The 12,069-nt window shown below is 41.2% G+C and carries 13 protein-coding genes and 1 tRNA gene; 7 read left to right on the top strand and 7 right to left on the bottom strand.

Annotation, left to right across the window (positions count from 1 at the left end; translation table 11 throughout):
* Positions 1–7 precede the first annotated feature (7 nt).
* Together N7E81_RS04330 and N7E81_RS04325 are read left to right on the top strand one after the other, a co-directional pair.
* Positions 8–712, top strand: coding sequence for an SH3 domain-containing protein (locus tag N7E81_RS04330; protein ID WP_263052055.1), 705 nt, complete (start codon positions 8–10; stop codon positions 710–712).
* A 64-nt stretch (positions 713–776) separates the two neighbouring features.
* Entirely contained in the window at positions 777–1,385 is a 609-nt protein-coding gene (locus N7E81_RS04325; protein ID WP_263052054.1) for a hypothetical protein, read from the top strand.
* 55 nt (positions 1,386–1,440) lie between these two features.
* Here the strand turns inward: N7E81_RS04325 and N7E81_RS04320 are convergent, their stop codons facing one another.
* The 3 genes from N7E81_RS04320 to N7E81_RS04310 all read right to left on the bottom strand — a co-directional run bounded on the left by N7E81_RS04320 (position 1,441) and on the right by N7E81_RS04310 (position 3,097).
* On the bottom strand, positions 1,441–1,773 hold the full coding sequence (locus N7E81_RS04320) for a hypothetical protein (RefSeq protein ID WP_263052053.1): 333 nt from the start codon (positions 1,771–1,773) through the stop codon (positions 1,441–1,443).
* A 136-nt stretch (positions 1,774–1,909) separates the two neighbouring features.
* A complete protein-coding gene (locus tag N7E81_RS04315) occupies positions 1,910–2,401 on the bottom strand; it encodes a DUF1648 domain-containing protein (protein ID WP_263052052.1) in 492 nt (163 codons plus the stop codon).
* A gap of 33 nt (positions 2,402–2,434) precedes the next feature.
* Positions 2,435–3,097, bottom strand: coding sequence for a hypothetical protein (locus N7E81_RS04310; protein WP_263052051.1), 663 nt, complete (start codon positions 3,095–3,097; stop codon positions 2,435–2,437).
* Positions 3,098–3,215: 118 nt separating this feature from the next.
* Here N7E81_RS04310 and msrB point away from each other — a divergent pair, with 118 nt between their 5' ends.
* Positions 3,216–3,701 carry a peptide-methionine (R)-S-oxide reductase MsrB gene (msrB, locus tag N7E81_RS04305; RefSeq protein WP_263052050.1) on the top strand — a complete coding sequence of 162 codons (486 nt, stop codon included), beginning with the start codon at positions 3,216–3,218 and terminating at the stop codon, positions 3,699–3,701.
* A gap of 25 nt (positions 3,702–3,726) precedes the next feature.
* Here msrB and N7E81_RS04300 read toward each other — a convergent pair whose 3' ends face one another.
* A complete protein-coding gene (locus tag N7E81_RS04300) occupies positions 3,727–4,089 on the bottom strand; it encodes a LytR/AlgR family response regulator transcription factor (protein WP_263052049.1) in 363 nt (120 codons plus the stop codon).
* A gap of 140 nt (positions 4,090–4,229) precedes the next feature.
* On the opposite strand from N7E81_RS04300, the gene N7E81_RS04295 reads away from it, so the two are divergent.
* Positions 4,230–5,357: a cysteine desulfurase family protein gene (locus tag N7E81_RS04295; protein WP_263052048.1), complete on the top strand. Its 1,128-nt coding sequence runs from the start codon at positions 4,230–4,232 to the stop codon at positions 5,355–5,357.
* Here the strand turns inward: N7E81_RS04295 and hemH are convergent.
* Positions 5,354–6,361 (bottom strand): ferrochelatase, encoded by a 1,008-nt coding sequence (hemH, locus tag N7E81_RS04290; protein WP_263052047.1) that lies wholly within the window; start codon positions 6,359–6,361, stop codon positions 5,354–5,356. The genes N7E81_RS04295 and hemH overlap by 4 nt on opposite strands.
* Positions 6,362–6,855: 494 nt before the next feature.
* Positions 6,856–6,929: transfer RNA gene (locus N7E81_RS04285), tRNA-Asn, on the bottom strand.
* Between the two features lie 310 nt (positions 6,930–7,239).
* Between N7E81_RS04285 and N7E81_RS04280 the strand changes: the two genes are divergently transcribed.
* From N7E81_RS04280 to amaB, 3 genes are all read left to right on the top strand, one after another.
* The gene (locus N7E81_RS04280) at positions 7,240–7,677 is read left to right on the top strand and encodes an Hsp20/alpha crystallin family protein (RefSeq protein ID WP_263052046.1); all 438 of its coding nucleotides are present in this window, start codon (positions 7,240–7,242) and stop codon (positions 7,675–7,677) included.
* A gap of 143 nt (positions 7,678–7,820) precedes the next feature.
* Positions 7,821–9,305, top strand: a complete 1,485-nt coding sequence (locus tag N7E81_RS04275; RefSeq protein ID WP_263052045.1) for a Do family serine endopeptidase — start codon at positions 7,821–7,823, stop codon at positions 9,303–9,305.
* A gap of 118 nt (positions 9,306–9,423) precedes the next feature.
* Positions 9,424–10,968, top strand: a complete 1,545-nt coding sequence (gene amaB / locus N7E81_RS04270) for an L-piperidine-6-carboxylate dehydrogenase (protein ID WP_263052044.1) — start codon at positions 9,424–9,426, stop codon at positions 10,966–10,968.
* A 450-nt stretch (positions 10,969–11,418) separates the two neighbouring features.
* Here the strand turns inward: amaB and N7E81_RS04265 are convergent, their stop codons facing one another.
* Positions 11,419–12,021 (bottom strand): NifU family protein, encoded by a 603-nt coding sequence (locus N7E81_RS04265; RefSeq protein ID WP_263052043.1) that lies wholly within the window; start codon positions 12,019–12,021, stop codon positions 11,419–11,421.
* Positions 12,022–12,069 lie beyond the last annotated feature (48 nt).

The following is a 12,069-nucleotide window of genomic DNA, read 5'->3' as shown; positions in this document are numbered from 1 at the left end:
GATTCGTATGATCAAATTATTTACTACCCTGTTTTTACTGACGGCTTTGGCTGCTCAGGCACAAGATTCTACACAAAACAGCCACCGAGTACCATTAGAATTCAAAGCGGATGACGCTGAGACCACGCTTGAATTACAGTTTACACCATTTGGTAATACTCCAGTTAGTATCAATGGCATTCGAGCTCGTTGGTTTACTTCTGGTAGAAATGCCTTTAGGCTAAATATTTTTGCAGCTGTAGATTCAGACACAGAAATTATACAACAAGAACTTTCGTCGGCACAGTTGAAAGAACTGAAATATAATACGACTACCATCGGCGTGAATGTACGACCAGGGTTTGAACGTCATTTGGAAGGCACCAAGCGCCTTTCACCTTACTTTGGTTTAGAGTTTGATTTGGCCTATCAATACTCTAGCGAAAAGGAGGAGTATCAAAATGGATCTAAAGTCAATTACAATAAAGTGGTCAATGAAGATGGCTTTGTAAGGTTAGGAGCCAACTGGGTGGCAGGTTTTGATTTTTACATTGCAAAGAAATTATACTTGGGGACTGAATTTGGCTATGGGTTCAGCTATACCAAGCTATTGGCTGTGAAGGTGAAAAGCAACCAGACGACATTCACTGAACCAGAGCCAGATAAAAGAGGGGGTTCTTTCGATATGGGGCCGAACGTAAACGCACAGATCAGACTGGGTTATGCATTTTAAAAACTGGCTATTTGCATTTAGTTTATGGGTCTGCGTATGTAGTTGTAATAACATATATTATGAGTTGCAAGAGCATCCCACGGATGTTCGTACATCAGGTGACCTCACTACCATCATGGGCAATGTCCGCCTATTCGGTACAATGCCCAATGGGCAAATGCTTAATCTCCCTCAAGAAGACAGTTTCACTGACATCGAACAGTTGAGTTTCGAAAGCATGGAAGGGACCAATTTTGTTTCGGAAAACTCGCAGAGTATCAATGTTGACATTAGTGATGTACCAACTGGGTCGGGATATATCAGGATATCTTCTGGTGGGGAGACTCTACGGATTGATTTTCGAATGGTCTACTGCACCACGTATCGAGAATTACGTATGTTGAACCCTAGTATCGACTTTGATCCTGGTCGTGACGACAATGAGGTTTACATATGCTATGAGTTGCGCAATTATAATTCTACAAACTTAGAACTCTCAATTGGTAATGTCCTGACTATAGAAATCTTCAATGACGGCAACTTGCTTTATGGTTACCTTTCACTAGTCGACACAGAGGAATCATACGTTTTAGGTGGAAATTATAAGAAAGAAGGAGGTGCAGTCAATAGTTCTGGTTACTTCTATACAGATAACAGTTTAAAATACGAACTGCATATCGAATGTGGTTCTTAAAACAGCTTGTTGGCACGAGACCCATGTAAGAGACAACTAAGTAAGGGGTATTAAATTACCCTTCATAGTTATCATTATCAGACAGATAGTCTACGTCTGAATATTTGTCTTCGTAGTCGTCGCGTACGTCGTCTCTTAGGTTGCCATCCTCATCATAGTCATCATCTTCTTCGATCAGGTTTTGGGCTTCCGCCAATGACATACGAATCAGATAGATCTTCTCATCCGTTTCGAATCTCAGCGCACTCGTTCTTAGACCATCTTTATTGGTATAGGTAAAGATGTGCTGACTATACCCCTCTGGGTATACCAGCTTGATTTGCTCTTGAATTTCGTCACTCAGTTTACTGTATTCTTGTGTGACTCTAAGTTTATTCTGACTGTCCATCCTTCTCTCTGCTAAGATTCGTATTCAATATAAAAAATGTGAGATAAATCTCGGCAAAAGAAATAATTATATCTTCATAAAATCTAATGGAAATTAAACTTTCGCTAAACTATTTTTAGCATCATTCTAGTTAGGCTTAATTCTGATTTGCTTGATACAAATACCAACCTAATATGATGAGTACAGGAGCGACTGTAAAAGGTAAAATAAATGCTCCGAGTCCGGTAGAATAGCCTAGTGCAGTTTGGATCATTCCGTAAATAATGGCAAAAAATACAGCAGCGATCACCACATTCAACAGGCGGATCATTTTGGTGGCTAGACCATACTGTCGTGAGGCATTACGTGCGGTGATTGGTGTGAGATAGTTGAATGTATGTGGAAATTTATTGACTACTATCATTCCTAGATATAGGATAATGCCGATGGTCGAAATCATCCAAAGGGAATTTTTAGAGCCATATCTGTCTGGTCTGCCCATGGCATCGAAGTGCACAGGAATAGTGTCTGGCACACTAGAAAACTGAATAGCTGGATAAGCAACCATTAGAAGCAATAACAGGCCTCCTACGGTTTCCATTACTTTGTCAAATGTGTCTAGTTTGATTTTTAATTTAGGTTTTGACATCAGGTTTTTTTAATAAGATACTTCAAAACAGAATTATTCTACCTGTTTGAGTTCTACCCAAACAGAAGCGTCCAAAATGCGCTCTGGCCAAGTGTTATGGAGTACGGAGTCGATCGCTTGGGCAGGCATTTTAGTGAAAAACACTTTTTCTACATTTGCCCCAGTGACTTGCAAGCCATAAGGATTGAAAATAGCATTGAGATCGCTACCTAATTTTGATAGAGTCAAAAAACGCTCGATTTTCCTATATTCGGAGGTTTCTGTAGACCCATATCCACCAAAGGCGGTCACATATTCATTGGTTATGGCGATGGCGAGATCGCCTGTATGCACCAGTCGACCCAAATATACCCCAGAAAGGGAATCGAAATTGTAATCTTGTGCAGCAGTAGGCAAGATCACTTGTAGTTGGGTTATTTGCTCTGCGTAGGTTTGCTGTGGATTTAGTCTCATTATGAGGTTAACCCTGCCTTTTTCTATTGATTCGGTGAAGGTGGGTGAAAAATAAGCACTATCTCCATTTGCTATCATGAGATAGCCTGTAGCTTTTTTTCGATAGGCAGACCCTGCTAATTCTTGGTTTAGGTCTATTTTGAGGATCACAGTGTCTGATGCCTCTACAATTGTTGGAGGTGCTGGCTGCTGTTTTGGCTGACAAGCCCACAAAACAAAGGGGAGTAAATAGACGAGTTTCATTGGTAATGAATTTGAATTCAAGATATGAAAAATTAGCACAAGCGAGAAGAAGAGCGGCCGCTTGAATTATTTAATCTAATTTTATGTTGTCTATAAAAAGTCACAAAATCGAATGATGATGAAACCTATATTTTTTTTCGTAGCTGTAGTATTTCTTTCCACTTGCCAATCGTATAGCCAAAAGCAAAGTAATAAAAGTAGCGCAGTGATTCAGCAAAAGGTCATTAAAACAGATGCCGAATGGAAAGCTATCTTGACCCCCATGCAGTATAAAATTTTGCGTGAAAAAGGTACAGAAAGACCGTGGACGGGAGAATACAACAAAGTAAAGGGAGAGGGAAAATTTTATTGTGCGGGATGTAATAACTTGTTGTTCGATGCAAAAACTAAATTTGAATCTGGGAGTGGATGGCCGAGTTTTTATACCTATGCTTCGGATACCAGTTTGCTTGATTTGGCCGATTATAAATATGGTATGGTGCGTACAGAGGTGATTTGCGCCAAATGTGAAGGACATCTTGGCCATGTGTTCGAAGATGGCCCAAAACCTACGGGTTTACGTTATTGCATCAATTCGGCAAGTTTAGTTTTCAAGAAAGAATGACTTTGCGATTGCCTATTTGTGATACTCAAACCTCTTCGGCAATGACAGATTTCACAATCTGAGCAAGATGTTCAGGGCTTACAATGGGTTTTATCACAAACTTAGCAGCTCCTACTGCGAGCAACTCTCGCTCATGTTCCCAATGAGAAGATACCACGATGATAATGGGCTTATGATCGAGTGCATCTATGGTAGTGAAACCGTTTATTTCAGGCATGTCTACATCTAGAAACAAAATGTCTGGTTTCAGTTTGTCGATGGCCATCACGCCTTCGATCGGATTACTATAGGAGCCTGCCAGCTCCAAAAAATCTACACGTTTGATGTATTGCTCAAGAATTTCGTTGAACATCTTATCATCATCTATACATACGCAGCTATATTTCATTTTTTAAAATTCATTACTCTTCCATAAAGATAAGCCTATTGGCGAATTTGTGAGACCTTTGTAAGAAGGGATAATAGAAAATAACAAAGTGGGCAATTGTCTGATAAAATGCTCAGTTTTGCCGAAAAGCAACAAATTAGATGAAGGTTTACCTAGATAATTCAGCTACTACTCCTATGGATCCCGAGGTTTTCGAGGCCATGACTCCTTATTTTATGGAAAACTATGGTAACCCCTCGTCGATTCATTCACATGGGAGGCAAGCACGATCTACCATCGAAAAGAGTAGGAAGAAGATCGCTGATTTATTAAACACCTCTCCTGCCGAAATATTTTTTACCTCAGGGGGCACAGAGGCTGATAATACAGCCATTTTGAGTACGATTGAAAGTCTTGGTGTAAAGCGAGCGATTACTTCTAAGTTAGAGCATCATGCTGTCCTGCATACCTTGGAGTATGTTGCTAAAACGAAAGGTGTTGATTTGCAATATGTAGACCTAGATGCTGATGGACGGATAGATTTGGAGCATTTAGTCTCTTTGGTTCAAAATACTTCTGCGTTTGTCAGTCTGATGCATGCCAATAATGAAATTGGCAACCTGAACAATATCCCAAAAATAGGTGAATTAGTAAAAGAACATGGGGGCTATTTTCATTCGGATACCGTTCAGGCTATGGGCAAGTATGTGCACGATTTGTCCGCATTGAAGGTAGATTTTGTAGTAGGGGCAGCACACAAAATCTATGGGCCAAAGGGTTCAGGCTTTTTATATATCAATCATGAAACGAAGATTGCACCATTTATTCACGGTGGAGCACAGGAGCGCAATATGCGTGGAGGCACAGAGAATGTAGCCGGAATCGTGGGCTTAGCCAAGGCATTAGAGATTGCTTATCGTGATATGGAGCACAACCGCGCGTACATTTCTAGCTTGAAAGAAAGAATGCTTGTGGGATTGAAGGATAAAATAATAGGGGCTACTTTCAATGGTCTCTCTGGCAATATGAATGAGAGCCTCTATTCTGTGATCAATGTTGGCTTGCCTGCTACAGATGAAAACGATATGCTGCTTTTCAGTTTGGACATCAAAGGTGTCTCAGCTAGTGGAGGTAGCGCCTGTGCTAGTGGGTCTAATATAGGCTCACATGTGCTTACGGCATTAAATGTAGATCCAGATAGAGGGGCCATCAGATTCTCTTTTTCGAAATATACAAAGCCCGAAGAGGTCGATTATGCCGTAGCCGCTTTGGCTGAATTGATGCATTAGGTTTTGGCCATGTCGCATACGCAATCGACCCATGATGGGTGCACATTAAGGCTTTCTACCAGATCCCATTGCTCGCCACCAGCAGATATAAAATCCTCTTGATAGGTTTTGCCAACTTCAAAAGTAGTCTCCAGACAATCGGCTACGAATGCGGGAGAGAAAGCGAGTACTTTTTTATTTCCACTGGCAGCTAATTGGGTAAGTACTTCGTCGGTATAGGGTTTGATCCAAGGATCTTTGCCCAATCGAGATTGAAAGGCTGTACTTACTTTGTCTTCAGGCAGGTTGAGTTTTTCAGCCATTAGTCGAGTGGTTTCAAAACATTGTGCACGATAGCAATAGCGATTTTTGCTTTTGCAGGTATTGCAACAATCCCCAAGTTGGCAGGTACTGATCTCGGCTTTCAGTATTTGCCGTTCTGGTAATCCATGATAGCTAAAGAGAAAATGGTCATAGACTGTTTGATCCATGAGTTTTTGTGCATTCTGAGCGATGGCCTCCAATAGTTTGGGGTGGTCAAAAAACGGACCCTCAAAATCAATTTTAGGTATGACTTGCCAGCTGCTTACGATCTCCATTACTTTTTGAATCACAGACCCATTAGACGCAGAGGCATATTGAGGAAACAGTGGAATCACTTTGATGGTGTTCACTCCAGCTTTTTTTAGTTTGTTCAACCCCAGTTTGATCGATGGGTTTTGGTAGCGCATGGCTAGTTCTACTTGATAGTCTTTGCCGAGCTGTTTTTGCACGGCCTTGGTTAGGTCTTCTCCATAGTATTTCAGTGGAGAGCCTCTTTCGTCCCAGAGTTTTTGGTATTCTTTGGCTGACTTAGGACTGCGAAAAGTAGCAATGACCACATTGACCAAAAACCAACGTGATAAGTAAGGGATGTCAATGACTCTTTCGTCCATAAGAAATTCCCTTAGATATTTTCGAACATCTTTTACTGATGGGCTGTCTGGTGTGCCCAAGTTTACGAGTAGAATTCCTTTTTTAGCCATCCTGTTTTTTTGATTGCTGCAAAGAAATATGAGAAAGAGGATACCGCCAAATAATAAAAAAGCTCCAGATGGGGAACATCTGGAGCCAGCAGCATTTTGAGAAAAATTAATTATTATGTACTGGCTAAAGTAGCGGGGTGTCATTTACAGAAGCTGCCAAATGGATTAAACATCCTGCCAAATCAGGATTATTTGTTATAAAGGGAGGTTTTTGACGCATTTGTGTGGAGGTCTTATAGGATCTATATATCTCTTGGTGCTGATGAGTATATCGGTTTTGTAGGCTTCTTTGATCCTGAAATATAATGGGCAATGCCCATCTTGGGTACGCGGCTTTGATGTCTTGCAGTATCCTCAGGTCTTGAGTGACATGGGTCTAAATAGGTCTAAAATAATCGGATTTATATGGTATAAATGTAGATGATACATACCAAATAACAAACGTCTAAAAAGACAAAATCCCCTAGAATAGCTATTCTAAGGGATTTTTGTTGCTCCTCTTGTTGGACTCGAACCAACGACCCTCTGATTAACAGTCAGATGCTCTAACCAACTGAGCTAAAGAGGAATTTTATATAGTGGTTATTCACGTTTGAATAACCCCCTGATTTTGGGACTGCAATATTAGTGGCTTCTTTTTAATTCTACAATATATGTATTCAAAATTTTTTTGAAGGGGTAGAATAATTTTTCTTTATAAGAAAACGCTTTTTGTCTCACGGGCTGAATTTTGCAACAATTAAGACAATATGTCGCTATAATTTTCACTTTACGATAAAATAAAGACATAATGGCATTAAAATGAATGTTTTTTATTGGTGGCATATAATTAGCAATTAGGGTTCATGAATTTATTGTTCAACAAAAACTAAAATAAAATGTCATTAATAAAGTATAACCCAAGAACCCTTAGAACATTCACTACAAATAATTTGTTTGATGACTTGTTCAACGATCGTTTTTTTAATAACGACGCTACTGTTGGAAAATCGTTTACCCCACAGGTAGATATTTCTGAAACAGACAAAGCCTTTGAGTTGAGCTTTGCTATTCCTGGTATCAAGAAAGAGGAAATTAAAATTGATTTGAATGAAGGTCAGTTGATCGTGAGCGGAGAAAGGAAATTTGAAGAGAAAAAAGACGAGAAAAACTTCCATACCGTTGAAACTAGATATGGTTCTTTCAGCAGATCGTTTCATCTACCAGACAATATAGATGCAGGCAAAGTAGAAGCTCAATATGAAAATGGTCTTTTGAATATCAGCATCCCTAAGGATGAGAAGAAGATACAAAAGAAGACCATTGCCATCAAATAAGATTTAGTAAGTTAGGTTGGTTTTAGCCCCGACAACAGGCCTTCGGCAGTTGGTCGGGGTTTTTTGTTAAATGTTGTTAACAAGAATATCCATTAAATTTATATGACGTTAATTGCTCCGGTAGAAAGTAAAACCTTACAGAAATGAATAATAGACAGTTTTTTATAAAGATGGTATTTGCCTCTATGCTGGGGGGCTTCGTAGCACTCGGCGGATACCACATGATCAAAGATGAACCTGTACGAGTAATCCAATCGGGAAGTCAACCCGTAAGATTTTCTAATTACGACTTGGATTCTTCGGCTATGATAGTGCCCGAGGGATTAAATTTCGTGTATGCCGCTAAGGCAGTGACACCAGGTGTCGTACATATTAGAAGCACTTTTGAAGGAGCTGCACAAGCCAGTCGAGGATCGAGCCCTTTTGATCAGTATTTCAAAGAGTTTTTTGGAGACCCACATGGTGGTCAATCACAACAGCGCCCATCTATGGGTACTGGTAGTGGAGTAATTATCAGTGCGGATGGTTACATAGCTACCAATAATCACGTGATAGAAAATGCCACAGAAATAGAGGTGCTGCTCAACGACAATAGGACCTACAAAGCCGAAATCGTAGGCACAGACCCTACCACAGATTTGGCGTTGCTAAAAGTTGAAGAGAAAGGACTGCCTTTCATCAAGGTAGGCAACTCTGATCAGGTACAGGTGGGTGAATGGGTATTGGCAGTAGGCAATCCATTCGAGTTTAGATCTACCGTGACGGCGGGTATTATCAGTGCCAAAGGCCGAAATATTAACATTCTTAGAAACAGAAATAATCTACAAATAGAGTCATTTCTACAAACGGATGCTGCTGTGAACCCAGGCAACTCAGGAGGTGCATTAGTCAACCTGAGGGGCGAATTGGTGGGTATCAATACGGCTATTGCTACCCCTACAGGAACTTATGCTGGATATTCTTTTGCCGTTCCTTCCAATCTGGTTAATAAAGTTTTAGATGATCTCAAAGAATTTGGAGTCGTACAGAGAGCCTTGTTAGGGATTAATATTAGGGATGTCAATTCCCAATTGGCAGAAGAAGAAGGACTCAATGTGCTAGAAGGAGTCTATGTAATCAATGTTAACCCCAACAGTGGAGCAGACGATGCTGGGATCGAAAAAGGTGACGTCATCATAGCCGTAGGTGGAGAGAAAGTTGTCAAAACATCAGAACTGCAAGAAAAAGTAGCTTTGAACCGGCCAGGTGACAAAGTGAAAGTAACCTTGATCAGAGATGGAAAAGAGAAAACTGTGACAGCTACATTGAAAAACACTTTGGGGACTACTACTACTGTGGCATCTTCCAATAATATGACGATACAAGGGGGTACATTTTCCGATCTGTCTAAAGAAAACCAAGAAAAGTTAGGACTTGAAGGAGGAGCTAAGCTACTCAAGGTAGAAGCGGGCAAATGGAGAGAAGCAGGGATCAAAGAAGGTTTTATAGTGACCAGAGTAGACAAGAGGCAGATCATGTCGGTAGAGGATTTGTCTAGAGCACTGACTCGTACAGCTGATGGATCTGGGCTACTGATAGAAGGTATGTACGAAGATGGAGAAAAGGCTTATTATGGCATAGGCTGGTAGTAGTGCATTTTGATACGGCATTAATTATAATCCCCGCTTGTTCGGGGATTTTTTATGTATCAATCCTATTAATTGGTGGGATCATCTATTTTTGCTCAAACACAAAAACAACACAAAAATGACAGACAAATTCGGCATTGACCAAGCACTTAAAAACCTTGGCATTGAGGAGCTAAACATGGGATCATCTACTGGCTCGCAGTGGATTCAGTCTAATGGCGAGGTGATCGCTTCTTATTCTCCTGCAGATGGTAAGCTTATTGGAAAAGTCACTTCAGGAACGGAAGAGACTTATCAAGAAATTATAAATACAGCTTCAGAAGCATTCAAATCTTGGCGACTTGTACCTGGCCCTAAGCGTGGCGATATCGTACGTCAAGTAGGAGATGCACTCAGAGCGCACAAAGAAGATCTAGGTAAACTTGTTTCTTACGAAATGGGCAAGTCTTACCAAGAAGGGTTGGGAGAAGTACAGGAGATGATAGACATCTGCGACTTTGCTGTAGGACTCTCTCGTCAGATGTATGGGCTTACCATGCACTCGGAGAGACCGAGCCATAGAATGTACGAACAGTATCATCCGCTTGGCATCGTTGGGATTATCTCAGCCTTCAATTTTCCAGTAGCCGTTTGGGCTTGGAATAGCGCCTTGGCTTGGGTTTGCGGAGATGTTTGTCTTTGGAAACCAAGTGAAAAAACGCCAATCACGGCCATTGCTTGTCAGCACATTACTGAAAAGGTTTTCCGTGCCAACGGCGTAGCTGAGGGAGTTAACAACCTCATCATTGGCGATGCCAAAATCGGGCAGTTGATGTCGAACGACAAACGAGTGCCTTTGGTGTCTGCTACGGGCTCTACTCGTATGGGCAAAGCCGTGGGAGAGGCTGTAGGGGCTCGATTGGGCAGAGCTTTGCTGGAGTTGGGAGGCAACAATGCCATCATTATTTCTAAGCATGCAGATTTGGATATGTCATTGATTGGAGCTGTATTTGGAGCTGTGGGTACGGCTGGGCAGCGCTGTACGTCTACCCGCAGGTTGATCATCCACGAAGACATTTACGAAGAAGTAAAAAATAAATTGAAAAACGCTTATGGTCAGCTCAAGATTGGCAATCCACTGGATGAGTCCAATCACGTGGGGCCGTTAATAGATACACTGGCGGTAGACATGTATAGTCAGGCGATAGAGAAAGCCAAAGCAGAAGGAGCTAAAACGGTAGTGGATGGAGAAGTGTTAGCGGGAGTGGGCTATGAGTCTGGCTGCTATGTGAAGCCTGCTATTTTTGAAGTCGAAAACCATTTTGAGATTGTGCAACATGAGACATTTGCGCCTATTTTGTATTTGATCAAATACAAAACATTGGAAGAAGCCATTGCCATGCAAAACGATGTACCACAAGGGCTGTCTTCTGCAATTATGACACAAAACATGAGAGAATCAGAGATGTTTTTGTCGCACGCAGGGTCTGATTGTGGGATCGCCAATGTAAACATCGGCACGTCGGGTGCTGAGATAGGTGGCGCCTTTGGCGGTGAAAAAGAAACTGGTGGAGGACGTGAGTCTGGCTCAGATGCTTGGAAAGTGTACATGAGACGCCAAACCAATACTATTAACTTTGGTGTGGATTTGCCATTGGCACAAGGCATCAAATTTGAGTTTTAGAGTAGAGAATGTTGAACCTTCATGATGCATAAGAAATCTATTTCGAGCTTAAACAGCTTCAAATCAGATACTTCGTTTCATTTTGCTCATTACGGATCAGTCTGTAAAGTGGGGGGATTGCTAATTCATGTTCAATTCAAACATCACTCTTTTTAACTTATAAAGAAGAACATCAACTTAAATATTAGTCGCTTCGGAGGGCTGGCGAAAAATTGGTGGCGATGTGGGTAATGGCCTTGCGCCTTTAAATTTTTCTTGATTTTTACATCCTTTTTATCAAGAAAAAGGATGAGCCTCCATGGCTTGAATGGTGGTAATCAAAATTAGTTAAACTGGATATATATTCAGATCCCTCATCACGAAGTCCTAATGCATCATGGAGGTTGAAGAATTGAAATAAAAAAAGGAGCTGATCAGCTCCTTTTTTTATTTCAATATTTTGAGAACAGCTTATCCATTAATCGCCTCAACCTCTTTCACTTCTGGTACCATTCTCTTCAGGAGATTTTCGATACCCGTTTTTAGCGTAAGGGTAGAAGAAGGACATCCGCTACATGCACCTTGTAGGACTACTTTCACTTTGCCATCTTCGAAGGAGTGAAAATCGATCGCGCCGCCGTCTTGCTCTACGGCTGGGCGAATGTATTCGTCCAAGATACCTTTGATGTTTTCGTCTAAGTCAGACACAGGTGCTTTGGGAGCGTCGTTTTCTTGTTTGGGCTCAGCGTAAGGCTGAGAAAGATTCACGGCTAGTTTGCCTGATTCCAAATAGGCCTTGATATGCTCTTTGATGCCATCTCTTATTTCTTCCCACTCGGTCGTTTCGTCTTTCGATACGGTGATGAAGTTGCTCATCACAAATACGCCTTTCACAAAGGGGAATGTGAAAAGTTCCTGAGCTAATTCAGAGTTGGTTGCACGCTCTGGTGAGGGGTAGTCGAAATTGGTGCCTTCTGGTACCAACATAAAATTAGCCACAAACTTCAACGTGTTCGGGTTTGGGTTCGACTCGAAATATATATTTACTGGGGTGTTTGTTACTGCTTCAGACATCTTCTTTTCTTTTTAACTAGAGACTACAAAGATACGAAACACTGGGGT

The sequence above is a fragment of the Reichenbachiella carrageenanivorans genome (assembly GCF_025639805.1).
Taxonomy (GTDB): Bacteria; Bacteroidota; Bacteroidia; order Cytophagales; family Cyclobacteriaceae; genus Reichenbachiella; species Reichenbachiella carrageenanivorans.
Note: the sequence above shows the minus strand (reverse complement) of the source record. Positions and strands in the feature narration are given on the sequence as shown.